General features: G+C 49.6%; 22 protein-coding genes. 7 read left to right on the forward strand and 15 right to left on the reverse strand.

Annotated features, from left to right (window positions below):
* Nucleotides 1–25: 25 nt before the first annotated feature.
* The 13 genes from LA337_17725 to tctD form a co-directional block, all read right to left on the reverse strand.
* A complete protein-coding gene (locus LA337_17725; GenBank protein ID UBI14992.1) occupies nucleotides 26–1,417 on the reverse strand; it encodes a DUF4832 domain-containing protein in 1,392 nt (463 codons plus the stop codon).
* Between the two features lie 31 nt (nucleotides 1,418–1,448).
* A complete protein-coding gene (locus tag LA337_17730; protein UBI14993.1) occupies nucleotides 1,449–1,856 on the reverse strand; it encodes a hypothetical protein in 408 nt (135 codons plus the stop codon).
* Nucleotides 1,857–1,858: 2 nt separating this feature from the next.
* A complete protein-coding gene (locus tag LA337_17735) occupies nucleotides 1,859–2,971 on the reverse strand; it encodes a glycosyltransferase family 4 protein (GenBank protein ID UBI14994.1) in 1,113 nt (370 codons plus the stop codon).
* Nucleotide 2,972: 1 nt separating this feature from the next.
* Nucleotides 2,973–4,184, reverse strand: a complete 1,212-nt coding sequence (locus LA337_17740; protein ID UBI14995.1) for a glycosyltransferase family 4 protein — start codon at nucleotides 4,182–4,184, stop codon at nucleotides 2,973–2,975.
* Between the two features lie 14 nt (nucleotides 4,185–4,198).
* Nucleotides 4,199–5,188, reverse strand: a complete 990-nt coding sequence (locus LA337_17745; protein UBI14996.1) for a glycosyltransferase — start codon at nucleotides 5,186–5,188, stop codon at nucleotides 4,199–4,201.
* A 4-nt stretch (nucleotides 5,189–5,192) separates the two neighbouring features.
* Nucleotides 5,193–6,563 carry a capsular biosynthesis protein gene (locus LA337_17750; protein ID UBI14997.1) on the reverse strand — a complete coding sequence of 457 codons (1,371 nt, stop codon included), beginning with the start codon at nucleotides 6,561–6,563 and terminating at the stop codon, nucleotides 5,193–5,195.
* Nucleotides 6,560–7,771: an oligosaccharide flippase family protein gene (locus tag LA337_17755; protein UBI14998.1), complete on the reverse strand. Its 1,212-nt coding sequence runs from the start codon at nucleotides 7,769–7,771 to the stop codon at nucleotides 6,560–6,562. Before LA337_17755 ends, LA337_17750 begins: the two co-directional genes overlap by 4 nt.
* Nucleotides 7,768–9,897, reverse strand: coding sequence for a capsular biosynthesis protein (locus LA337_17760; protein UBI14999.1), 2,130 nt, complete (start codon nucleotides 9,895–9,897; stop codon nucleotides 7,768–7,770). The genes LA337_17755 and LA337_17760 overlap by 4 nt, the downstream gene beginning before the upstream one ends.
* Before the next feature lie 2 nt (nucleotides 9,898–9,899).
* Nucleotides 9,900–10,457 carry a polysaccharide export protein gene (locus LA337_17765; GenBank protein ID UBI15000.1) on the reverse strand — a complete coding sequence of 186 codons (558 nt, stop codon included), beginning with the start codon at nucleotides 10,455–10,457 and terminating at the stop codon, nucleotides 9,900–9,902.
* Nucleotide 10,458: 1 nt separating this feature from the next.
* A complete protein-coding gene (locus LA337_17770) occupies nucleotides 10,459–11,745 on the reverse strand; it encodes an outer membrane beta-barrel protein (protein UBI15001.1) in 1,287 nt (428 codons plus the stop codon).
* The gene (locus tag LA337_17775) at nucleotides 11,735–13,150 is read right to left on the reverse strand and encodes an undecaprenyl-phosphate glucose phosphotransferase (protein UBI15002.1); all 1,416 of its coding nucleotides are present in this window, start codon (nucleotides 13,148–13,150) and stop codon (nucleotides 11,735–11,737) included. The genes LA337_17770 and LA337_17775 overlap by 11 nt, the downstream gene beginning before the upstream one ends.
* 451 nt (nucleotides 13,151–13,601) lie before the next feature.
* A complete protein-coding gene (locus LA337_17780) occupies nucleotides 13,602–15,014 on the reverse strand; it encodes a sensor histidine kinase (protein UBI15003.1) in 1,413 nt (470 codons plus the stop codon).
* A complete protein-coding gene (gene tctD / locus LA337_17785) occupies nucleotides 15,001–15,675 on the reverse strand; it encodes a transcriptional regulator TctD (protein UBI15004.1) in 675 nt (224 codons plus the stop codon). The genes LA337_17780 and tctD overlap by 14 nt, the downstream gene beginning before the upstream one ends.
* 153 nt (nucleotides 15,676–15,828) lie before the next feature.
* Here tctD and LA337_17790 point away from each other — a divergent pair, with 153 nt between their 5' ends.
* The 3 genes from LA337_17790 to LA337_17800 are packed head-to-tail and all read left to right on the forward strand — an operon-like array spanning nucleotide 15,829 to nucleotide 18,780.
* On the forward strand, nucleotides 15,829–16,806 hold the full coding sequence (locus tag LA337_17790; GenBank protein UBI15005.1) for a tripartite tricarboxylate transporter substrate binding protein: 978 nt from the start codon (nucleotides 15,829–15,831) through the stop codon (nucleotides 16,804–16,806).
* Nucleotides 16,807–16,820: 14 nt separating this feature from the next.
* Nucleotides 16,821–17,255: a tripartite tricarboxylate transporter TctB family protein gene (locus LA337_17795; GenBank protein ID UBI15006.1), complete on the forward strand. Its 435-nt coding sequence runs from the start codon at nucleotides 16,821–16,823 to the stop codon at nucleotides 17,253–17,255.
* A 10-nt stretch (nucleotides 17,256–17,265) separates the two neighbouring features.
* Nucleotides 17,266–18,780 carry a tripartite tricarboxylate transporter permease gene (locus LA337_17800; protein UBI15007.1) on the forward strand — a complete coding sequence of 505 codons (1,515 nt, stop codon included), beginning with the start codon at nucleotides 17,266–17,268 and terminating at the stop codon, nucleotides 18,778–18,780.
* 41 nt (nucleotides 18,781–18,821) lie between these two features.
* Here the strand turns inward: LA337_17800 and LA337_17805 are convergent, their stop codons facing one another.
* Nucleotides 18,822–19,712 carry a LysR family transcriptional regulator gene (locus LA337_17805; GenBank protein ID UBI15008.1) on the reverse strand — a complete coding sequence of 297 codons (891 nt, stop codon included), beginning with the start codon at nucleotides 19,710–19,712 and terminating at the stop codon, nucleotides 18,822–18,824.
* Between the two features lie 98 nt (nucleotides 19,713–19,810).
* On the opposite strand from LA337_17805, the gene LA337_17810 reads away from it, so the two are divergent.
* Nucleotides 19,811–20,413, forward strand: a complete 603-nt coding sequence (locus LA337_17810; protein ID UBI15009.1) for a short chain dehydrogenase — start codon at nucleotides 19,811–19,813, stop codon at nucleotides 20,411–20,413.
* A 43-nt stretch (nucleotides 20,414–20,456) separates the two neighbouring features.
* Here the strand turns inward: LA337_17810 and LA337_17815 are convergent, their stop codons facing one another.
* On the reverse strand, nucleotides 20,457–22,631 hold the full coding sequence (locus LA337_17815) for an extracellular solute-binding protein (protein UBI15010.1): 2,175 nt from the start codon (nucleotides 22,629–22,631) through the stop codon (nucleotides 20,457–20,459).
* Between the two features lie 338 nt (nucleotides 22,632–22,969).
* Here LA337_17815 and LA337_17820 point away from each other — a divergent pair, with 338 nt between their 5' ends.
* From LA337_17820 to LA337_17830, 3 genes are read left to right on the forward strand one after another with little or no spacing between them, the layout of a single operon-like run.
* On the forward strand, nucleotides 22,970–23,794 hold the full coding sequence (locus LA337_17820; protein ID UBI15011.1) for a carbon-phosphorus lyase: 825 nt from the start codon (nucleotides 22,970–22,972) through the stop codon (nucleotides 23,792–23,794).
* Between the two features lie 11 nt (nucleotides 23,795–23,805).
* Nucleotides 23,806–25,041 carry an MFS transporter gene (locus tag LA337_17825; GenBank protein UBI15012.1) on the forward strand — a complete coding sequence of 412 codons (1,236 nt, stop codon included), beginning with the start codon at nucleotides 23,806–23,808 and terminating at the stop codon, nucleotides 25,039–25,041.
* A gap of 31 nt (nucleotides 25,042–25,072) precedes the next feature.
* Nucleotides 25,073–25,786: an MgtC/SapB family protein gene (locus tag LA337_17830; protein UBI15013.1), complete on the forward strand. Its 714-nt coding sequence runs from the start codon at nucleotides 25,073–25,075 to the stop codon at nucleotides 25,784–25,786.
* Nucleotides 25,787–25,901 lie beyond the last annotated feature (115 nt).

Raw genomic sequence — 25,901 nt, forward strand, 5'->3', positions numbered from 1 at the left:
CCGCCAGGCGCGTTGCCGTGCTGGGTTAGCGTGCCGTTATCGTTGATACGCGATACCAGCCGCTGCTCTGCTTACCCTGGTTGGCGAAGTTAATTCTCGGCGCACCGGATTTATCCAGCATCGCGACCTCAATCGCGTATTGCCCTTTCGCCAGTCCTCCCGGCATGGGCAAGGCATAGCTGACCTGATAAACACCCGGGAGCCAACGTCGTATATCATCCGCCGCATTCCCCTGCGCCACCACTTTATTAGCGTTATCCACCACACGAAATGCCAGCGTGTAGGGCAGATAAATCGGGGCGATACCTTCGTTATACCACGTGCTGTTTAATGTCAGCGTTTGTCCGCCGTCCCACACGGATTCATGGCTTAGAGACGCTAAGCGAAACCGATAGCCTAGTTTACTCAGCGCATCGTCAACAATCGGTCGATAATCGCTGGGAATCGCCCTCGATTTCAGGTTAATAGTGCTGGCGTGCTGCTTGATCGCCCAGTCAAAAATGCCCTGCACTTCGGCGCGCGTATAGTGGAAGGTATTCTTCCAATCCTGCATATATGAACAGATTTCCAGACTAACCGGCGCACGTTTCCAGGCGTCATTAAACCCTGAATAACTCTGCTGCGCGGCCAATATTCGCTGCGGATAATCATCAGCCATATGGTTCCAGGTGTTTGAAAATACGCGCAGATCGCCCCAGCAGTCCGCCCGCCATCCCGCACCGCGCGCCACCGCATTCGCCAGGCTTTGCCCACCGCTCATTAACATAATTTTCGGCGTCGAAGGGAAGGCAGAAAAATGCATTGCGACGTAGCGGTCCAACTGCGCGGTGGTGTACCGTTCCAGCAGTGGCTGCAGATTAGAGAAATTGCTGTTATGCCATTCACCCCATGCCCCCACCATGCCGATATCCACAAACGCAAGATTCTCATTGCCGTCGTAGCGTATTCCGAATGCGTTCAGCAGACGCTGGCTGTACTCAATAAACAGAGGGTCGTCTAAATCTGGAATAAATGTTTTGTTATCAGGCGTCCAGGTGCCTTTCACGCCTTTTTTAATCAGCCAGTCGGGAATTTTTGTACCATCCCCCGGGTCAGCTAGCGCCATAAACCGCAGTCCAACGTTCATCGCGGGACGATGCGCCGCCGCGTATTTGAAGGCATCATCCACCAGCGCAAAATTGTACTGACCTTCAATGGGCTCCAGGTCTCGCCAGTAAAACCGCTCGTACTCAAACCCGGTGTTGGGATAATCAGCCAGCCCCAGCGTTTCACCGTATCCCTGATGAAAACTTGCCACGCCAATCCCTGGATTGGTCAGCGGGCCAGTCAATGCTTTGGGGGTAACGGTCGTTAATGCGGAAATGACCGTCAACGGAAAGGACATCAACAACAGCGCAGAAACCCATTTACACTTCATCGCAGTGACGCCCTCCACAGGTTTGTTAACGCTAGCGGTCTTTCAGGCTTAACCACCAGTCCCAGATACCTACATGAAAATTTTGGAACACATCAATACCTAACGCGGATTTGATCATATACAGCGTCAGCAATACGCAGCAGGTGACGAACAACACGGCAATCAGCAGCAAAAAAGTGAGCAACATTCTCGACAGGGTCGATTCCTGGCGGTGCTGGCGGCGTAAATCTCTGCCAAACAAAAAAACCAGATAATAACGCTTACTGAAAAAAGGAAAGCTTCGGCGAATATCGATCTGATGCCGCGAAGCCAGCGTCGATGCCAGGATAGCATTTTCCACCCCTTCCTTTTGTTCAGGGGTCAACCCCTCAACAATCGACTCATCAAGATGAGAATAAAATCGTTCGATGACGGGAGGACGATTTTGAGGACTGGTCAAAATTAACCTATATCTTTATCAATAGAGTGATAGACGTTAACCGTCTTTTTGGCGATTTCATGCCAATTGTAGTTTTGTAAATATACACGATAGTCCACGCTATTGGTTGTCGCCCACTGGGTTAATTTCTCGGCCAGACTGGCCACATCCCCCACCTTAAAATAGGCCTCGGCGGGCAGTTGAACTTCAAGATTAGCCGGAATATCACTGACGACGGCAGGAAGAGAGAATGACATCGCTTCCAGTAGCGCAATGGGCAATCCTTCATGGTATGAAGGCATCACAAACAGCCTGGCCTGCGAAAATACCGCCTGCAGCTCATCACCCCGTAAGAAACCGGTCATCACGACGCCTGGCGTGTCCGCGGCAAGCTTTTTGAGGCGCACGCTGTATTCTGTCGGATGATCCGCATCGCCAATTAACACTAACGGCATGGTCAAACCGCTACGCTGATAGGCGGCGATGGCATCATGCATCCCTTTTTCTTCCACAAATCGCCCAACCACCACGAGGTAGTTTTTCGGCTGCAGCCCAAAGCGGGAGAGCGTATTGTCGATGGTCAGATCAGATAACAATCGCGGCTCGTTTACGCCATTGTGAATTAAATGTGCATCATAGCGACCATGTTTTTTCTGGATCAGTTGATTAATAACGTCAGAAATCACAATCACTTCGTTGGCATATCTCACCGCCCAACGCTCACCGAGTAGCAATATTTTTTTGGCAACGAAACCCCATTTCTGCCGATCGTAATCGGGCCCATGGTGGGTAAAAACCACCTTCTTCCCTAACACGCGTAATAATGGGATCACAAGGCCTGGTCCAATAGCATGGACATGCACAATATCCGAATGGTCGATACTTGTCCTAAACGCCGCTAAAACGGAATGGACAATCGCTTCCAGCGAGCGCTTTTTGGGCGCCCACAGCGCGTAGGTTTCGACTTTCTTATATACCGATCGTTTGTAATTTACATATGGCGAGCGAGCAATCACGCAAATATCCACGTCGAACTGCTGCTTAATGGCAGGATATAGATTCTGACAGTGTGTCTCTACACCGCCCAATACATCGGGAATACCACGCGTTCCAAAAACCGTTATTTTTTTACTCATACTATGGCCTGCTCAGCAGTTCTTTATAGAGCGCCTGGAGGGTATCCATATGTTTACTCAGCGCATATTTTTCACTCAACCGCGCACGACCAAGTAAGCCCATGACCCGCGCTTTCTCTGGCGAGTCGGCCAGGGCATCCATCGCATTAGCTAACTCCTGCGCATTGCCCGGTTCGAATAAAATCCCTTCGATACCGTCACGAATTTGTTCGGGGATGCCGCCAATGCGCGACCCAATAACCGGCTTGCCTAAGGACATCGCCTCTAATATCGCCATTGAACAGTTTTCATAGCATTCTGAAGGCAGGATCACCGCCCGCGCATGTTTAATAAGGTTGTCGAGGGCTTCCCCTTGTTGCACATAACCTAAAAACTCAACGTCCGGGTATTTGGCGGCTAACTCATCGTGCAGCGGACCGTGACCCACAATTTTCAGCAGCGCTTTGTTCTGCATTTTCTCATGCGCCGCCAACAGCGTTGCCACACCTTTTTCACGGCTCAGACGACCGAAGTACAGCATATAACCCTCGTCGCTTACCTCATCCAGGGGACGGCTGTCATCAACGCCATTGACGATGACATCAATACGCGAATTCGGCAGCGTACGCAGTAAAACCCCACGTAAAAAGACGCTTGGCGAAACGATCACATCCAGAGCCTGGTAATTTTGCGCAATATACTGCCAGGTCGCCTCCAAAGAGAGCAGAAGACTTTTTGAGGCAGACCCTTCCTGGCAACGATACCTGAAAGCATTAAAAACCGTTCCGGTGATACAGGAATCACACACCTTGCCGTCGCGCAGCATGGAATAGGCGGGACAGACTATCTTATAGTCATGCGCGGTCAGCACCGTTTTGCAGCCAAAATTGCGGGCAACTTTAATTAACGCCGGCGTTAACTGATGGTAAATGTTATGAAAGTGGACGATATCCGGACGCTCTTTTTGTAGTAGCGCCAGCATCTTTTTGCAGGCCTGCGAATTATGAATAAAGTTAACCGCCGTTTTGAGCCCACCCAGCAGATTGCTTTCTTTGTGATAGTCCACATTGCTGACGAAATAATCCGCATAGTCTGAAGGGAAATTTTTCTCATGCTGCATCGAGAAATCAATAACCTGCACACCAGCCTGTTTCAGCATATCGCGCTCTTGAAAATAAACCGTTTCCGCGCCGCCTTTAATGAAAAAAAACTTATTCACTAATAAAACTTTCATTGCGCCAGCCTTAGTTATTCATGAATGATTTTACTGTCAGGCGGAGTCAACGGATCGCGTACTGGTTTAGTCAAGCCTTTAACCAATCCGGCAGAAAGCACGGCCAGGTTCATTACGCTCTGCAATCCGTTCAATAACGATCGATTCTGCACGGTTTTCAGGACAATAAACGCAAGCAACGGCAAAAATGCAATGTCGAAAAGTTCGAGATTGAAGGTCACCGCCGCAATGAACAAAGCAATCAAATAAACAGAAAAAATCGCCTCGTTCCTGACCATTTTTAACGCTTTGCCGAAATAAGGTTTTCCCCAGGCACAACGTAAAAGCTCGCCCGGAGCCTGATAGTATCCGCTTTTCCAGCGGTGCTTGAGCATCTGAAAGGTCGGCATAGTATGGGAAGTATGAATAAAATACGGAATATTCAGACGACGCAGTTTATAACCCGCATCGAGCAAACGCAGGCCCAGTTCGGCTTCTTCATAAGCGTGCAAATTACGGTTGGTAAGATAACCAATTTTTTCAATTGCAGATCGACGATATAACCCGCCACCGCCTAAATGGTCACTATCCCCGAGCGGATAAATTTTATTAATACGCTGCTTACGCGATTTAAATTCATAGTTAACGGCATCGTCCATTTCAACGGTTCCCGCGACGCCTGCATATTCCGGCTCAGTCTGCAAAAATGCGACAGCTTGATCCACAAAGCCCTCTTCCAGCTCCATGTCACCATCCATCAGTAGCAGATATTCCCCTTCACTATACAGGTAACCTAACTGATGCCCGACGCCGCAGCAGCGATCGTCTGGGTTAGTTAAGGACACCACGGTCGCCCCTTTATCGATAGCAAGCTGTTGGGTGTTATCCGTTGACAGACTATCTGCCACTATAATTTTATGTGGATAATCAACAAGCTGCCGGCGAATACTGTCGATCGTTTTCTCAATACATTCAGATTCATTGAGTGTTTTAATACTCACTGAAATAAACGGTTTTTGGTCCATACAATTACCCTACACAGCGAAGGACGGTTCGACGAATCACTAAACTTGATCCTAGTGATAAATAGAACAGGAATTGTAACATCGGTGTAATCATCAGTATCTGGCTGTAAGGTAAGCTAATTAAGCAACTGATAGCAAAAGCGTTAAACGCCGGTGCAAAGCTCAATAACTGGAGGTCCTGCTGGTCCAGTTGTTCAAGCGTCAGTAATGGCTTTGGCTGACAAACTTTCAGGATATAAATGAATAAGCTAATAAAGAGTAACGTGCCGATCACCCCAACTTCCCACAGCAGCATACTCAGGGAAGTCGAGTCGAGAATTAAGTTATAGATGATATTCAAAAAGCCCGGCGACACCGTACTCCCGCTGTTAGTGGCGTTGAGCCCGTAACCAAATAACGTTCCTGAAAGCCCCCACAGATCGTTATTTTTTAACCAGAACAAAAACGTCGTAAAGCGCCCTAACTCCCCGGTAGACATAATGTAGTTCGGGTCAAAAATATAGCTTAAGGAGTCGATGAAAATGCTTAGCGAGCTTTTCGAGGGATCGCCGCCAAACGCGGAAGAATAATAGTACGCGAGGATCACGATCGACAGGCTAATCAGCAGTAACATACCTGCCACAATAACCAACAGCGTCTTCAGATTGACCTTACTAACGTCTTTGACGTAGCTCGGTGAGATCCACACCCACGCCAGAAACAGAGGCGAAAGCAGAATGACGAACTTCACTTCGCCAATGATACAAAGCCCGATCCCCAGAACAATGTGCAACGCCATTGACTTAAACGAGGTCAGCCCATGCTTATACTCAGAGACTTTTAACAACATAATCAACAGGCAAAACAGGCCCATCGCGGCAGTGTTACCGCCCCCCATGGGGTCTCCGCCAAACGTGCCAACCACGGAGTCCCATTTCTCATCTTCACCACGCACCGCGACGCGCTGGGGAACGACCAGTAAAACCTGATAAATCATTACCGGGATCTGCGCGTAAAACACCCAATACAGATAGCGCGTTGCCCGATAAATCTGCGATTCCCGGCAAAATCCCAGCAGCAAACAGATCATCACCAGCGACAATGCAATTTCGTTTTTAAATGCCACAATCGCGACGGTGATCCCGCCCTGAATCAGCGTCGATGTTCCTGCCAGCACCAGGAACGAGAAATACAACGCCAGGACAATCGTCTCCTGCGCATCCAGTTGCAGCGAGCTATCACGCGTCTGCATCACCAATAATCCCACCATCAACAGGGTCAGGAAAAAGGGGATCCACAGCACCGACTGCATGCCGGTAAAGTATTGCACCAGACCACACAGGATTAGCGTGACAAAGGTATAAACCTGCAAATAGTATCCGGTATTCAGCGTCATAGTATCACCGGCTTATCTTTCAGGAGATTGGCTCGCTTATTCATTTTCAGATAAATGAAGGCGTAGCGAATAAATGTCAGTGAAGAAAACAGGATAACCGACGTGGCATAATCTTTATAAAAATAGGGGATGACGACAAAAGCGAATAACACGATCGCCAGCTGTTCCAGTTGGATGCGCAGAAAATAGCGGTGGGAGCCAAAAATAAGTTCAATCACCGTCAGAGGGCTTATCGCCAGTGCCGGGAACAAATAGGGCAACATGTAGCGCGACGTTTCAATGGAGTTAATCCAGTCTTCGCTAAAGCCCAGACGCATCACTATCGGATAGAAAATAAACACCCCAAGGGTACAGATGACACCCAGCACCAACAGCAGCATCCGCACCCTGGTATATTCCTGATAATTAAAGGTGTTATTTCTGAAATCGATAGACCACTTGGAAAAAATAGTATTGCGCACCGCGTTGCCAATGATCACCACCGGCGCCAGGCAAAAGCGGCTAACCACGGAAAAATAACCCGCCGTCAGCGCCGAGAACCAAAAGTTAATCAGCATAACCGGCAAATTGCTGCTGGCCATCGCCAGCACTTCCGCACTGCCCACTTTGGTAATGTGATGAATATTCTGTTTGAAAAAATGCCAATTACTGGCGGGTCGCAGATGTCGGGCCGCCACCGCCCGAATATCAAACGAGTGCAAAATACAGCTAATGGTCAGCGCCATCGTTGCACAGGCCCATGACCAATAAAACAGTTGCACCTGATGCGTCGCCAGAACCGAAAGTAATACCACCACCGAGACAGAAATGCGCTGGAAAATCAGAAAACGAAAATTGGCCGTGCGTAGCGACAGGTTTTCCGAGATTAAAACCCATGCTGTTGCCAGCGTCAGCAGATAGAGGAACAAGATGTTCTGATGAAACAGCCACGCGGTGAGCACAGCGTACGGTAAGGCAATGATCGTGCTTTGGAGCAGGCAAAACACAACGTTTTGTACCAGTTCGTCGTCGTGCTGTTTTGGAATTAAAAGCTGCGATGCAAAGGTACATACCTGAGCGCCCACCACGGCGATGCTGTAGTTGAGCGCATAAAGCCCCACTTCAGCCATATCGTACTTGTGTGAAATCAACCAGATAGACAGCGCACCAATCAACTGCGAGATGACTGATGAACCGGCTATCGTGGAAGCGCTCTTCAGTAGACTCATACGCGGCCTGGCGTCGTCATCAGTTGATCGGTACTGAAGTTGAGTGAACGCAGACCTTCTTGCGTCTCAAGATCTTTTTCTTCAACTGCATTGAGCACCGCGCCAATCACAACACCGTTATTTTCCTCGATCTTATCCAGCGCGTTGGCGATTTGTCCCGCCGATCCGGCCCCGGCTTTCACAATGAAAACAACCCCATCGACGGCACGTTTGATCAGTTGAACATCCTGACTCTGATTCACAGCAGCAACATCAATAATGATGCGCTGATAATGCGATTTCAGCTCGCGCATTAAAGGTTCAACGTGCTCCGACGACAGCATCAGTAAAGAAGAGATGGTGCTCTTGCCGTGCGGGATAAAGTCGAGATTATCACTGAGCGTGATCCGCGCCTGTTCAAGCTCAGTCTCCCCGCGCAGCAGTTCCGCTACGCCTGCGGATGTGGCTGATGCCAGCTCTGAAGAGAGCCCGCCAGTGTTAAAGAAATCCGCATCAATAAGCAGCGTTTTCTGGTCGAAGCTAAAGGAGTTCGCTAACAGATTCGCTAACAAAGAACGCCCATCGCCATGCTCCGCCGACGCCACGGCGAGGGTCTGTAATGGTCGATTATCCAGCATAATCCGGGTACGGATACCGTGCACAATATCGGCATTTAGCGGGTTCTTCATGATCATGTCCCGCACCTGCGCGCGCCCAGAAGTTCCGCTAAAACGACGGATTTCACCCAGCGGAGCAACATTGAGCCGTTTTTTCATGCGACTCAGGGTTGCGATTGAGTTATCCATCGCCGCTTTGACAATGAAATACATGATGCTGAACACGACCACCAGCATGACCACCATCACCAACAGCAGTGATTTATTCGGTTTCGCCGGTTTTAGCGCGGGTACGGCAGGGTCGTATAACACCGCATCGGCACTCACGCCGGACAGCGATAGCTCCTGAGTACGCTGATAAAGCGATTTATACAGGTCTTCCATTTTATCTAACGACAGTTTTTGGCTGTTATAAGCATCGCGCTTAGACGCCATTTTCTGGAAGACCTCTTTCTGCTGCGCCACCTGCTGCTGATAGTTCTTTTCATCCGCCAGCGCCGCCAGATATTGCTGGCGCAAACCGACTTTCAGCTCTCCCAACACCCGTCCTGTCTGGCTTTGGATCGACTGAACATCGGCCTCGGCTTTTAAAATAGCGGGGTTTTTTGGCCCATACACTTTGCGTAGTTCAGACAAGTTACGCTGCGCCTGAATCAACGCAATGCGCAAATCCTGGATCTGAGCGTGGTTAGAGACTGAAGGCAGTGAGATAACGCTCTCAACGGACTTCCCTCCCCCGTTCACCTCGTTATAGACGGATTCAGCCGCAACACGACGCTGGGTCGCATCGGCCAGGCGATTGGTCACGATACTTAACTGTTCGGTTTCAAAACCATCAATACCGCGGAAGGTCAGCAGCCCGGCGTTTTTCAGATAGCTGTCCATCTCTTCTTTTTGCCTGGCTATCGACTTCTGAATCTCTTCCATTTTTTCATAATTCAGTTCGCGGGCTTTCTCTGCTTTCAGACGCTTTTGTTCCACCGTATAGTTGATGAAAGCCTGCGCGACGCCGTTGGCAATATCAGCCGCAACCTGAGACGAAGTTGATTCATAGGTAATGGAAGCCAGATTCGTCGTGCGAATACCGATGACATTCAGGTTTTTCGATAACGTTTTCAGCGCTTGCTCCATTCTCAGCTGCCGACCTTCACTGCTATCGGCCCCCTGAGCACCGGCTTTTTCCCCGGTAAACTCCGGGTTTTCATCCAGCTTCATATCGCGCACGGCTTGCTCAAGCACAATCCGCGAATGCATCAACGCATATTGCGTTTCGTAGTAACCACTGCGCGTTGAATCGAACCCATCAACCTGTGGAAACGGAGAAACGTTATCGGCCTGCGCTTTGATCAGCACCGTCGCCGTTGAAACATACTTTGAGGACATCATGCTGATTAACGGATAAGCCACAACCCCGGCTATAATACCGGCCAGCGCGATTTTCCAGGCGTTCTTTTTCAGCTCTTTGGCAAAGCGGGAGAATTCGACCGTGCTTTCTCGTTTTTTGCCGTTTTCCACTATTGATAGTTTCATCGTCAGAAGAACCCCATGCCAATAATCACGACATCCCCAGGATGAACAGAGTGCGTTAAATCAACATTCTCCAGCAGCTGATTGCTACCTGACAGACGAATGTTGATATCTTTTCGGTCAGCACGATCTGTAAATCCTCCCGCCTGCGCAATAGATTTCTCGACGGTAAGTCCTGGCTCCCAGGCGAATCCATTCGGACTTTTCACCTCGCCAGAAACATAATATTTACGGAACTCGGCAATACTCACCGTCACCATCGGAGTTGTAAAATAATCTCCGGTCAGGCGTTGAGTTAATTCGTTGGTCACTTGATCGACAGTTTTATCTTTTAATTTAAGAGCGCCAACAAACGGGAAATTGATCTCCCCACTCTTATCCAAAATAAATCGCATCGTCATATCGGGTTGACCATGAACAGCGATATTGACAGTATCCCCTGCCCCAAGTCGGTAATCCTGCTGAACAGTAGCAGGATCGTCCATTAATCTCGGGCTGGACGTTGTGCATCCGACCATCAGGATACTGAATAGCAAAACCGCGCACAGTTCTATTATTTTCATTTTAGATCTGAACCTTAGCTTTAAGCATAATCATAGAATTATCATAACCCAACGTTCTAATGACTTCCTGATTGTCGTTGGGACCGATATAAAAAGAATCAGTATCCTTATTCGAATTCAATGTATCTATTTGATATTTAATCTCAAAATTAACTGACGGCGTGTAGTCATAGCTCATGGTTACGCTAAATACCCCATCTTTATCATGCCGATCCTTATTCTGTTTTTTATAGTCTTCTGAAGTGTATGAGTAATCCAGCAAGGTAGAAAAACGGTTGCCTAACCAGAAATGTTGATAAGAAAGACCATACTGGGTCACTAAAATATAACCCCCAACTTCCGATGGGTCTTTAATGCTTTGCGCCGAGTGAACCGTGAAAACAGACTGTTGTAACGGTTTCCACTCCCCTTTTATGTCCCAGTTTAGACCATTAAAATCATGCGAGTTTGCGTTGTTTTCAAATGTCTTGTACAGCCATGAAATATTCATGTCGACATTGGTTTTGCCCGTCAACTGCGACTTCAGGCCATACAGCAAATAATACTCATTAGTGTCTTTTTCTGAGTTGTTATCATAGCGACGCTGGTTAGTAATAAAGCTATAGCGAAAACGCGTTTTGGATGTGTATTGGTCAAAAATTTCTGCCACCAGGCTATTTTCGTGCCATTCCTGTTCCTGAATATAATTGTAGAAATCTTCACTACTGTCCTGGACATCAGACGTATTGCCGAAGGTCAGTTTTTTGTACAACAACGCCAGTTCCGCTTTTCCGCGCCCATCGGGTGCGCCGTAGCTGTAGCGCAATTCACTGTTGATAAAATTCGTCGTCAGCGGAGATTTAATCCCATACTGCTCGAACTGCCCAGGGAGAAAACCTTCGGTGATACCACGACCGCGGGACTCATGCCCAAGCGTATCCTCCAGATTGAGGGTTAAGCCATGCTTGAGCCCATACCGCCAGGCGCCGTTAAAACGAAAAAAATGGTCGTTATAGTTATCCGCGGAATCGCTTGAGTAATTACGATAATCTCCGGAGTACATCAGCAAATACTTATCCTGACCGCGTTCTCCGCTCATACTCAGAACGGGCGCCGCGCTCTGAAACGAGGAACCGATAGCATCGCTGCTATGTGGCTGATAAGTCACGTTATCATTATAACCATAGTCCACAGCGACCTTGCTCTGGAAGTCGATCCCTGCAAAGCCAATGTGTGATTTCGGTGTTAAATCAGCCCATGCGGGCTGCGATATCACGATTCCGGTAATAACGAGTAATTTAGTATGCATTCTTACCGACAAATCCTTTGAAAATAGTTTTAATAATAATTTTTATATCCAGCCATAACGACCAGTTTTGAATGTACTCAATATCGTACTGAACCCTTTTTTCCATCTTATAAAGCGCATCGATTTCCCCGCGGAAACCGTTAATCTGCGCAAGCCCGGTGATCCCAGGCTTAACTTTATGGCGGATCATGTAATTTTCGACCTGTTTGCGGTACTGCTCATTATGCGTAACCGCATGAGGTCTGGGGCCAACAATCGACATACTTCCCTGCAATACGTTGATAAATTGCGGCAGTTCATCCAGCGAAGTACGGCGTAAAAAGCTCCCGAATTTGGTTACCCGTGGATCGTTTTTCGTAGCCTGAATAACCGTGTCGGCGTTCTCCATGACGCGCATTGAGCGAAACTTCCAGACCTTAATTTTTTGTCCGCTAAGACCATACCGATCTTGTTTAAAAAACACCGGCCCGCGGGAAGTGAGTTTGATTCCAATGGCAATTGCCAACATCAGCGAAGAAATCATCACCATAATGATGCTGCCAAGCACCAAATCTTCCGCCCGCTTGATAAATGAACCCGCCCCTTCAAACGGCGAACTAAAGATTCCGATAGTTTGCAGGTTGTGAATGGAGCGCAGCTTGGACATGTTGTTACTGTAGGTATAGAAGTCAGGAACAATATAGGTGTCTACAGTGGTGTCCGACATCATCGCTAAAAAATGGCGAATACGGTGTAAAGCGACCATCGGTAAAGCGATGTAGATTTCGTCTATATTTCCCTGCCGGGCTTCCTCAACCAGATTGATCACCGGGCCACGGAAGGGGCTTTTCACCTTATCTACGATATCGCCGCAGCGGGATAAGGCGCGCTCATCATAAAACGCCAGATCGAGTGTGATATTGGCGTATTCATTCATTAACGCGTTTTCTGCAGCCAGGCCATTGTCGGTCAGACCAATAATCGCCACGCGCATACTCTTTTTCGTTGAATATTTAAAAATGAAAAAGCGAATGTAATAAAGAAAAGGTAATGGGATAAAGTACCAGTAAATAATGGCTGAATAAAATGGTGAAGGCAGTTTGTCGAGGTAGCCGAGTGATTCGGGTTCAGCCACCGTAATGCTGACCAGTTCGTTAAAAAAAATCGCCAACAGCGTACAAAAAACCAACCGTTTTTGATTACGTAGACCGATCGTCTTGATCTTTTGCTGATACATTTTTATGTATTCAGCAAACAGCAAGAAAAAGACTGAGAAGAGAATACTCAGAATGGCAATGGTGTTAAATGGCGCCAGACCTAACAGATGGGCGCTAAAGACCAACGTCGCATTGATTACAATGAAATCGACCAGTTTTAAAAAGACTGGATATCCTTGGCTGCTAATCTTTAGCGATTTTTTAAGCATATCTCAGCCCATTATTTATTGATCTTTAATTGTTTTTTTCTCATTTATGTTGCTAATTATATCACAAGTCTAAAAAACGCAATGGCACATTGTCAGTAAATGTAAAAAATAATGTCTCTTACTGTGATAAACATCCCGAGCACAATCATATCCATATGATTTTGATAAGGATTGAGTCAAGAAAAGTTTTAGCCAATTCAGCAAAAAAGATGACTTTTAACAACACTTTTGCTATTGACAGGTAACAATTCGTGGTCTATGAAAAGTGATTTATGTATGATAAATAACGCAAAAGTTTAGTTTGATTGACGCTAAATTGTCGCAGAATTGCTGTTAAATACAGCAAGTAAAATATAATTCACGGCCTCGCGGCGAAATTTAAAATTACAATAACAATACAATTAATTACTTTTAATTATATTAATACCGTTCGCATCATCAAAAAGGTATTTCAGCTCGCTACGCTTAAAAATCGCACACGCACGCTTAACCCGCCTAATGCTTCGCTCCGTGAGAGCTGAGGGTGCGTGCGGTGCAGACGAGCAATATCGTTGACCAGCGCGAGTCCGATCCCGGCACCGGGAACATTACCGACGTTATCAAGACGATGAAACGGCAGCAGCGCCTGATGCACCATCTGCTCATCAATACCCGGCCCGCTATCTTCAACCACCAGCACCACCGCCTCTCCTTCTCGCAGCAATCGGGCGGTCACCACGCCATGCGGCGGCGTATATTTCAGTGCGTTATCCAGCAGATTTCCGCTCAGTTCGCCGAGCAGAACTTCATCCCCCTCAATCCACACCGCGTCCTGCTCTCCTTCATAGCCCAGATCGATCCCTTTACTACGCGCCTGCGCCAGCCGGGTAAAACAGCTGCTTTGCACCACCTCATACAAATTAACCGGCGAGAAGTGCCTTTCTCCTTGCTCTTTGCGCTTCACCGCCGACAGCTGTAACAGCCTTTCAGTCAGTTGAATGGTGTTATCCAGCGTGGCGCTCATGGCTTGCAGACTCTCATACCACTGCTGCGGCTGCTGGCTGGCGAGGGCCACCGAGGCCTGGGTTTTCAGCACCGCCAGCGGCGTTTTAAGCTGATGTGAAGCATCCGCGCTGAAGCGTTCCTGACGAGAGATCAGGCCGCGAAGTCGGTCCAGATAACGATTGAATGCCACAATCAGCAGACGGGTTTCCGACCACGGCAGCAGCTCTGGCAACGGCGTCAACAGGCCTGGCTCACGACGCACCATCAACGATGATAACTGGCGCATCGGACGCAACACCCGACGCAGCAGCCAGCCAACCAGCACCAGCGTGAGCAGCACCAGCAGACCTTGTGAAACCCATGAGGAAAACAGCAACTGTCGCGCCAGATAACGCCGAGATTGCAGCGTTTCAGCGACATAAATCTCCGCCATGCCGGCAATACCGCCCTCGTTGACGGGCTGCAGCAGACGCGCCACGCGAATGGCCTCGCCGCGATATTCAGTGTGATAAAACCACGCCAGCGCCGGATATAGCCGCGTACGCGAGGTTGCAGGCGGCATCGCCGGTAAATCGTCATAACCTGAGATAACCTTCCCCATCGGATCGACCACCTTGTAATACAACCTGTCGTTCATGTTGAGTTCGAAGCTGTCCAGCACCACCCACGGCACATTTACTTCCAGCTGTTTATTGCGCACCACCAGTCGTTCGGAGACAGTCCTCGCGGACGAAAGCAACGTTCGGTCATATGCCTGCGTCGCCGCCTGTAGCGCGCTGACATAACTGTTAAATGCAGACAGTCCCCACAGCAACATGAGCGGCAGGCCCAGAAACATCAGCAGTTGCAGATACAACGATTGGGGTTTAGCCCACTTCATCGCTACGCTCCAGCACATAGCCGAGGCCGCGCAACGTGGCGATACGCACATCGCTTCCCTGTAGTTTTTTACGCAAGCGATGGATATACAGCTCGATACTTTCGGGACTGACCTCATCGCTCAGACTGAAAACCTGTTCAAACAACTGCTGGCGCGAAACCGGTCGTAATCGACGGTACATCAGCACCGTCAGCAATGCCTGTTCGCGCGGAGTGAGCGCCAGGGGCTGCCCCTGCAACAGAAAATAGCCTTCATCGTGAAAGGCCAGTTCCCCCAGTTGCTGTATACCTTGCACCTGCCCCGCGCTACGGCGTAGCAAGGCCCGCAGTCGGGCATCCAGTTCCTCGATTTCAAACGGTTTTGCCAGATAATCATCGGCCCCGACGTTCAACCCCTTCACTCGATCGGCCACCGCGCTGCGCGCCGTCAGCAGCAGGACAGGAAGCGTCTGCCCGCGTTTGCGCAGCCGCTGAACGACTTCAAGGCCGTCCAGCCCCGGCATATTGATGTCCAGCACCGCCAGCGCGTACGTTTCACTATGTAAAAGATGGTCGGCCGCCAGGCCATCAAAAACGCAGTCGACGGCAAAACCGTTTTGCACCAGCGCTTTCTCCAGCCAGTGAGCTAACTCACGGTTATCTTCCGCTAATAAGAGACGCATATCACATCCTGTAAAGTTTCTGCCGCATTGAAAGGGAATTGAAAGGTTAATGTTTTAACAATCACGCAACCGAACTGCTACACATCGGCTCACATAATCACAAAAATCTTCTTCCGTACCCGAAATTCCGGTTTTCCGGCGTGAGGATAAACAATGAAAAAACAGTTACTTCGTACCCTTACTGCAAGCATTTTACTGATGAGTACCTCTGTACTGGCCGAACAAGCGCCATCGCGCACGGAATGTATCGCCCCTGCTAAACCCGGCGGCGGTTTCGATCTCACCTGTAAGTTGATTCAGGTGAGCATGATGGAAACCGGCGCGATCGAAAAACCGATGCGCGTAACCTACATGCCCGGCGGCGTTGGCGCCGTGGCCTATAACGCGATCGTCGCTCAACGCCCGGCTGAAGCGGGAACCGTAGTGGCCTTCTCCGGCGGCTCACTGCTGAATCTGTCACAGGGCAAGTTTGGTCGCTACGGCGTGGATGATGTCCGCTGGCTGGCGAGTGTCGGCACCGACTACGGCATGATTGCCGTACGCCAGGACTCACCGTGGAAAACGCTGAAAGACCTGCTAACGGCAATGGAGAAAGATCCCAACAGCGTGGTCATTGGCGCAGGCGCCTCTATCGGTAGCCAGGACTGGATGAAGTCGGCGCTGCTGGCGCAAAAAGCCAACGTTGATCCGCATAAGATGCGCTACGTCGCCTTTGAAGGCGGCGGCGAACCGGTTACCGCGCTGATGGGCAATCACGTGCAGGTGGTTTCCGGCGATCTCAGTGAAATGGTGCCTTATCTCAGCGGCGACAAAATTCGCGTGCTCGCGGTGTTCTCGGAAGAACGTCTGCCGGGTCAGTTAGCTAACGTGCCAACCGCCAAAGAGCAGGGTTATGACCTCGTGTGGCCCATCATTCGCGGCTTCTACGTGGGCCCCAAAGTCAACGACGCCGAGTATCAGTGGTGGGTTGATGCCTTTAACAAACTCCAGCAGACCGATGAATTTAAAAAGCAGCGCGATCTGCGCGGCCTGTTTGAATTCAACATGAGCGGTAAGCAGCTCGACGAGTACGTAAAAAGGCAGGTCACGGATTATCGTGAGCAGGCGAAAGCCTTCGGTCTGGCGAAATAAGCACAGAGGCAAAGATGATGAGCGATCGTATTTTTGCAGGTATCTGGCTGTTGCTCTGTATAGCCGGGCTGTTCGTGGCCTGGCAAATCACCAGCGAATACAGCTATGAACCGGTTGGGCCGCGTCCCTTCCCGCTTGGCATTATCAGCCTGATGCTGGTCTGCGCCGTGGCGCTGCTGTTGCGCCATCCGGACACCATCAGTTGGCCTCGTCGCCACGTGCTGCAAAAGCTGCTAACGATGGTGATTGTTTTGTTGATGTACGCCTGGGGTTTTGAGTGGCTCGGTTTTCCCATCGCCACCGCCATTCTCACCGTGGTGATTGGCATGCTGTTCGGCGCAACCATCCCGGCTGCGGGTATTTCCGGCGCGGTGCTTGGCATTCTGCTGTGGTATGCCTTTGACCGACTGCTTGACGTCACCTTACCACTCGGCGCCTGGCTGGGTTAACGGAGAAACGATGGATACCTGGATTTATCTTTCTCAGGGTTTCGCGGTGGCAATGACACCGGAAAACCTGGTCATCGCCCTGATTGGCTGTTTTGTCGGTACTATTGTCGGACTGCTGCCTGGACTTGGGCCCATTAACGGCGTGGCGATCCTGCTGCCGCTGGCATTCGCTTTGCATCTGCCCGCAGAATCTGCGCTGATCCTGCTGGCGACCGTCTACATTGGTTGTGAATACGGCGGGCGTATCTCCTCCATCCTGCTGAATGTTCCCGGCGATGCGGCGGCGATTATGACCGCGCTCGATGGCTATCCGATGGCGCAGCAAGGCCGCGGCGGCGTCGCACTCTCTATCTCGGCGGTCAGTTCTTTCTTTGGTTCGCTTATCGCTATCGGCGGCATCATTCTGTTTGCCCCAGCGTTAGCCCAATGGTCGCTGGCCTTCGGTCCGGCGGAATACTTCGCCTTAATGGTTTTCGCTATTGCCTGCCTCGGCAGTATGATGGCGCAAAATCCGCTGAAATCATTTCTGGCAGCGCTTATCGGTCTCGGCCTTGCGACCGTCGGCGTAGACGCCAATACCGGGGTTTATCGCTTTACCTTTGACAGCGTCCATCTCTCCGACGGTGTGCAGTTTATCGTGGTGGTGATTGGGCTGTTCTCCGTCTCTGAAATACTGTTAATGCTGGAACATACCAGCAGTGGCCAGACGCTGGTGCGTAAAACGGGCCGCATGTTATTTAACGCCAAAGAAGGTGCGCAGTGCGTTGGCGCAACCCTGCGTTCATCGGTGATTGGCTTTTTCGTCGGCGTTCTGCCTGGCGCTGGCGCGACCATTGCCAGCGCAATCACCTACATGACCGAGAAAAAGCTCAGCGGCAACAGCGACAGCTTTGGCAAGGGTGATATTCGCGGCGTGGCGGCCCCCGAAGCCGCCAACAACGCCTCGGCCTGCGGCTCTTTTATCCCGATGCTGACGCTCGGCGTACCGGGCTCCGGCACCACGGCGGTGATGATGGGCGCGCTGACGCTGTACAACATTACACCGGGTCCGGCGATGTTTACCGAACAACCGGATATCGTCTGGGGGCTGATTGCGGCGCTGCTGATTGCCAACGTGATGCTGCTGGTAATGAACATCCCGCTAATCGGCCTGTTTACCCGTATGCTGACCATCCCACTGTGGTTTTTGGTACCGGCTATCGCGGCAGTCTCCGCGGTTGGCGTGTATGCCGTCCATAGCACCACCTTCGATCTGGTGCTGATGGTCGCCCTCGGCGTACTGGGCTACATTTTGCGTAAAATGCACTTCCCGATGTCGCCGCTGATTTTAGGCTTCGTTCTCGGGGAAATGCTGGAGCAGAACCTGCGCCGGGCGCTGTCTATCAGTAACGGTAATATGGATATTCTGTGGGCCAGCGGCGTGGCGAAAGTGCTGCTGGTGTTGGCGGTACTGGTTATCGTAGTCCCGCCAGTGCTGCGACTGATCCGCAAACGTAACAGCAAACCGCAGGTGGATATCGGTTAGTATTAAGCCGGATGGCGTAGCGCCATCCGGCATTTTCATCTTCAACGCAAACTTCGCGTTCCTTCCAGCACGTGCTCAACAAACCTTGTGAGCTTGGGCAGAGGACGCAAATCCTGTCGCCACAGAAGATGAATCGACCGCGGCTGCGGCGTAAACCCTTCCAGCACCCGAATCAATTTCCCCGTAGCCAGTTCTTGCGCCAGCAACACCTCCGGTTGCAATAACAGTCCGGCCCCCGCGACCGCCGCCATACGCAGGCCGTGGCCATCGTTACAGCGCAGGATCGCATCGCGTTTCCATCTGACCTCACCCGTCACGCCAGGCAGTATCCACTCGTTGCGAGCCGTCCACACGGTATGGGACAGGCACAGATGGTCCACCAGTTCCGCGGGCGTCCGGGGAGTACCATAGCGGGCAAGATATTCTGGCGAAGCACAGATTGCCATACGGTAGGGACACAGGTATTTTGCCACCACGTCAGTCTGATGGATATCGCCAATACGGATTGCCAGGTCAACGCCTTCATTCACCAGATCAACCATCCGGTTGGTCAGATCCAGCTCAATGCGCACCTCTGGCCAGGCCTGTAAAAATGCAGCGGCCAGCGGCGAGATCACGCAAGCGCCAAAAGAAGTGGGCGCGCTAATGCGTAGCGTCCCCGCCGGTGCCAGCCGCAAACGCTCTACCGAACGTTCGGCTATCGACACCTGCTCCAGCACGCGGCGGGCTTCTTCAAAATAGACTCGCCCGGCATCGGTCAGGCTCTGGCGGCGCGTATTACGCTCCAGCAGACGCGTGCCAAGCTGCGCTTCCAGTTGGGTAATATATTTACCCACCATCACCGCAGACATTTCGAGTCTCGTTGCTGCAACGGTGAAGCTCCCGCTCTCCACCACGGCGATAAACGTTTCCATGCCGCGCAGTTTATCCATATTACAAACCCCTGGTTAGTAATCATCTAACTTTTAGCCAGTTTATCCGATTTCATTTTCATTAAAGAATAGCGGCTCACACTATTGCGGAGGTGGTTATGAAAATCGTCATTATTGGTGCCAGCGGCACAGTGGGGCGCGCAGTCACAGAAGCGTTAAGCCGTAAACATGAGGTGATCCGCGTAGGTCGCACGCAGGGAGATTACCAGGTTGATATCACCTCGCAGGAGAGTGTCGAGGCATTGTTTGAAAAAGTCGGTCGGGTAGATGCGATCATTTCCGCCACCGGCAATCTGTTCTTTGGGCCGCTGTCGACGATGACCGATGAGGACTTTAATCAGGGGTTACAGGATAAGCTGTTAGGCCAGATTCGTCTGGCACTAACCGGGCAGCATTTTCTCAATGATGGCGGCTCAATTACGCTAATTAGCGGCATCATCGCCCATGAACCCATCGCACAGGGAGCGAATGCGGCAACGATCAATGCCGGTCTGGAAGGATTTGTTCGCGCCGCGGCCTGCGAATTAGAGCGTGGTCAGCGTATTAACCTGATAAGCCCAACCGTGCTCAGTGAGTCCGCCGAAGCTTACGACGATTTCTTCCCGGGCTTTGAAAGTGTGCCCGCCGCCGCCGCCGCCAACGCCTATCGCCGCAGTGTGGAAGGCATCCAAACCGGGCGTATTTATAAAGTCGGTTACTGACAAAGCATTACCCTGCCTCTTACGTCATCAGGAAGAGGCAGGCTCAGGCACCCGTTTCGTTTCTTATTCGCGCATTGATATATTCCACGGCCTCAGTGACATCCATAATGCCGTTAATTGCATTCGTCACGCCTTGCCCGATAATAATCTCTGCCTGGCGCAGGTTGAAAGGTTCACCTTTACTTCCCTCAGACTCCCTTATTCCCGTCATGCCTTTTTCATTCAATAAATTAAACCACGGGTAGAGATTGAGAACGTTTTGATCGTGACATATTCCAGACCAGGCGCTATTTCCTCCCAGCAAAACCAGATGACGCGCAATTTCATCGGAATAAAGCCAATGAAAGAACTGCTCAACCTGTTTTTTCTTTTTACTGTAGCGGGACATTCCAATGGAACCGCCCCCCAATTGTGGAAGTTGCCCTGGAACGGGAGCATAGCCGATAGTGGGCGCTATGGCCGTGTGCGCCACATCATTAAACAAATTGAGATACATGATCAGCATGGCAAGATTTCCACGCTCAAACTGTTTTACCGCGTCACTCCACCACTCACCGGGGAGATTCACGGCGATAGAAAGCTGTTGTAGATATTGTTCGAGTGCAGTTGCGGCAAGTGAAGGCTCGAGTTGTACCGGCTCGCCCTCACGCACTAAACGCCCACCGAGCGCGTAGTAACGCAGCAGATACTCGGTAGCAATAAGCCCCGAGCTTCCCAGGGTCACCGCAGTTCCCATCGGGCGCTGTCTGTTTTCTGGCTGATGTAACTGACTAAAGAAAGCCGCTATCTCATCAAATTGTGCAAAGCTCTCTGGCAGCGTTAACTCTTTTCCCGTTGCTTCATAAAACATCCGTTTAATCGTCGCGTCTTCAAACAGATCTCGTCGATAAAACAGAAGCTGCATACTGGCATCAAAGGGTATTGCCCATGCCGTCCCATTCACCATGCTGAAGTGCTGTTGAATTTGCTCAGAGAAATTTTCCAACAGCAGCGGAAGCTCAGAAGAGACGGATTCCAGCGGCAATAGTGCTTTCTCAGCAAACCAGGGAAAACACGCCATATCGATTCGCAATAAATCGTAATAAGGATGTAGATGAAGATGGGAAAGGATTTCAAAAACTTCATCATAGGGATAAACCGCCAGATTAACCTTAATACCGGTCTGGCGATAAAAGTGGGGTAACAATTTCTTCAACGCATCAGTCGAAGGACTTGGTAAAATTAACATATTCAGCGTCGCCTCGGTTTCAGGCGGCGGCACGTACTGTCCATTCCAGGAAAAACCGCAATTCGTCAGAATACGATGCTTTTCTTTACTTTTGGGCAGGCGAATACTGGAGGCAATAGTTGTCCCCAAGCGACCATAATCCATCTGGTAGCTTGTGATCCCGTCGAAGGATGCAGGAAGATTATCACTCAGTTGCAATATCGGCGGGCAGGACTGGGAGCTACCAAACCAGGCTGCTTGCGTCAGTGCTCGCGTTCTCTCAGAGTCCTGGACAATAAACAGATCGGGAATTGCCCCGCGAAAAAAGTCAAAAGCGACGGTGTTAGCTTCACTGGCATGTGCAGGTAAAATCGTTAGCTTCGTATGCGGACTTAATTCCCGGCAGGTTTCCTGTATCGCCTGAGTAAAGCTCGCGCTATGGGAAAATTCCAGACGTTCGCAGAATATACCAATATGGCCCGGCTGCTGCGCCAGCGCCCTCCTCGCTGTTTCTTCGCCTGCAGTCACATAGTCAAGGCTAAAATAACAAACTGCGCCGACAGGCTGGCGATATGCAAACAGAACATTTTCCGGGGAGAGCCTGAGCAAGTCGTAATAGGGCTGACTGTCATTCAGGCAACTGACCGAGACAACAGCCTGGTAGGACTTTGCCGCCAGCGTTTGCAGAATCTCCAGCTCAAGATTGGGCAGATCGTTGGTCAGGTAAAGGTCAATCGGTTCGCTTAATGAAGGCTGCCAAACCTGATGCAATCCCCGATAGAGTTGAAAGTACTGTTCGGCATTGATGTCGGGCAGAATCAGTGCCACTCCCTGACTTTTGCTGGCTCTCAACGATTGCGCCTGCGCATTCAACTGATAGCCAACTTCTCGGGCTGCACGTTGAACCGCTTCAATCTTCTCGACGCTTACATTCCCTCTGCCATTGAGCACATTCGAGACAGTTCCATGCGACACACCGGCAATTCTTGCTATGTCTTTGATAGTTGGCATTTTTACATCCTTCCCCTGATGCTTTGATGCTAGCACGGCGCTCATCAGGAAACTATCTTCAGCACTTAAATTTGAACGTTACAATATTAAAAAGTGCATTTTATAAACATGTCATAATAAAAAAGCCTGATGTTGTTGATAGACAATCCTCATAACATAAAAACATTAACACAATGAAATATAAGTATAAATTTTATAATATTTGAAGAGGATCACTTCTGAGGAAAAAGATCGTTGTTCATATAAAACGCCGGAATCATAATTGACACGTTCCAATTACGTTTTATTACATTATTGCCTAAAAAAACAACGATCGCATTTGTCATTAAGAGGGAAACATGAAGATTCATTTTCTGGGAACCGCTGCATCTGAAGGGATCCCCAATCCTTTTTGCCGTTGTGAGCACTGCCAGCAAGCCCGCATTCGGAAAGGCAAAGACTTACGCACACACTCTTCAGCGATTATCGACGATGAACTGCTCATTGACGTGGCGCCTGAATTCAGCCAACAACTGCTGCGAGATGGCCTGGACGCAACAGAGATCAGATCGCTATTGTTCACACATACTCATCCCGATCATTTCAACGTCGGCGATCTATTTAGCCGAATGGAAGGGTATGGATTTGAAATTACTCATCCGTTGCACATTTTTGGTAATGACCGTGCAATTAACGGTGCCGCGGAAGTGTTACCGGGCTACAGCGCTGAAAGATTTGCTTTTCATTGTCTGGTTCCTTTCGTGACCGTTGAAACTCGCGGATACCGCATCACTCCGCTGCTGGCTAACCATGCCAAGTGGGAGCTTTGTTATACCTGGTTTATCGAAAAAGAAGGCCAGTCAATTTTTTACGGACATGATTCAGGCTGGTTTCCTGAGCTCACATGGCAGTGGCTGAAAGGAAAAAAAATCGATCTGGCTGTCCTGGAGTGCACCTACGGTTTTAATGGTGATAATCGTACGAATAACCACATGAGCCTGGAAACCGTCTTCGCCGCCAGAGACAGGCTTGCGGAACTCGGTTGCCTCGAGAAAAATAGCCAACTTATCGTCTCGCATATTTCACACAGCGGAGGTCTGCTGCACGACGATCTCGTTGCGGCATGCGACAAAGAGAACATTCTTGTCGCCTGGGACGGGCTTAACCTGAGCATCAACCAATAAGGATATGCAATATGGACCTTAATAAAACACCACGCCTGTTGATTATGATGTTCATACAATATTTCATGCAGGGTGCCTGGAATATGACCATGGGGCTGGTATTGAGCACCTATGGTATGGCGACAATTATTGGCTCATCCTATGCTTTGCTTGGCCTGGCGACTATTCTTTCCCCGCTATTTATTGGCATGGTCGCCGACCGCTTTTTTTCGTCACAAAAAGTCATGGCGATCCTGCATTTAATTAATGCTGGTGTACTGTTGTTTGTTCCGCAATTTATTGAGGCGCAAAATACAGGTATGACGTTAACCATGATTTTCCTGGTTGGTCTGCTGTTTTATCCTACAACTGCGCTGGCGAACAGTATCAGTTTCAGCCACATTAACGGGGTAAAATACTTCCCATTTATTCGTGTATTCGGCACATTTGGCTTTATGGTCATCGGCTTTATCATTGGTGAAATGGGTTATTCTGGAAATACCATCACCTGGTATATCGCGTCGGCTTCCGGTGTCGTTCTCGGCCTGTACTGTTTTACGTTGCCAAATACCCCACCGAAAGCAAAAGGAAGCGTGTTTACGCTTCGCGATCTGTTATGTCTGGATGCTCTGGCGCTCTTCAAAGACCGCAGTTTCTCGGTTTTGATGCTCAGTATTTTTGTCCTGATGATCCCTAAAACGGCTTATTCCGCCTATATCCCGGTCTTTTTAAAAGCGCTTGGATTCGATAACGCCGCCTCAATGATGCAGGTTGGCATCGCCTGTGAAGTCATTTTCATGTTCCTGCTGTCGTTCTTCTTACTGAAAGCTGGCTTCAAAATCACGCTGATGTTAGGCGCCGTTTGCTGGATTATCCGCACACTATTATTTGCTAATGCCTCGCTGGATGCCAACATGATGTTTGTGCTGATCGGCCTGATGTTACAAGGATTCTGCTGGGACTTTTTCTTTACCGTGGGCGACATTTATGTTGACCGTAAAGCAGCGCCAGAGATTAAAGCACAAGCCCAAAGCTTGCGATTTATCGTCTCCAACGGCGTTGGTCTGCTATTTGCTTCCACCGTATGCGGGCAAATCTTTAACAACACCGTGACGGAACAAGGTCCAGAGGCGTTGCCACAATGGGAGACATTCTGGCTAGTTTCAGCAGGCGTTGCTGCAGTGGTCAGCGTATTCTTCCTGATTTTCTTCCGGGACGATATTTCGAAACGCAAAACGGACCTCACATTGAAAAAAGCAAACTCCTGATCGTTAAAGACTCTCTTATTAAGGTAATTGCATGAATAATCTGGCCGCCATCATCAATGAGCAAGGATTGTTGCCTTTAACTACGATCATCAAAATCAGTATTGCATTTATTCTGGGTGGCATTATTGGCCTGGAAAGAGAATCGAAAGGGAAACCGGTCGGCTTCAAAACCTGCGTTATTTTATCCGTAGCCAGCTGTGTGTTAACTGTCGTATCAATACAATCTGCTGAATACTATGCTGAAATTTCGATGAATATCCGTAGCGATCCTATGCGCCTGGCGGCGCAGATTATCAGCGGCGTTGGTTTTCTCGGTGCGGGAGTCATTCTGCACCGACACGACGATGCTATCTCTGGTCTCACTACTGCGGCAATTGTCTGGGCATCTGCAGGGGTGGGAATTACCTGCGGAGCCGGTTTTTATTTGCATGCTGTTTTTGCCACGGCTTTATTTTTATTAGCGATCAAACTAAGCCCATTCATAATTTTCTTACAGACCAGAAACCAGTTTCCCGGAAAAGTTAAAGTGCGGGTTATTCTTGATGAACGAGACGCTCTTGAAAGTCTGATAACCCGCATTCATCAACAGAAAAACATTATCGAAAACATCACGATCAGGGATATCAAGAAGGGCAAAATTGAGGTCAATCTCAAAATCGTAATTCGTCAAAAGATGACCTTGCCCGACTTATACCACGATCTGACCCATGTGGAACACGTCTGCGCCATCGCTCTGGAACATTAATACACCTTATCTTCCTCTTTAAAATCAGGGGTTTTCGCCCCTGAAATAGCTACTCAGTATCCATCCAGCCTCTAAATCCTCACCTTTTACAATGTTAAATAATTGTTGTTTTTGA

The organism is Citrobacter europaeus (assembly GCA_020099315.1).
Taxonomy (GTDB): domain Bacteria; phylum Pseudomonadota; class Gammaproteobacteria; order Enterobacterales; family Enterobacteriaceae; genus Citrobacter; species Citrobacter europaeus.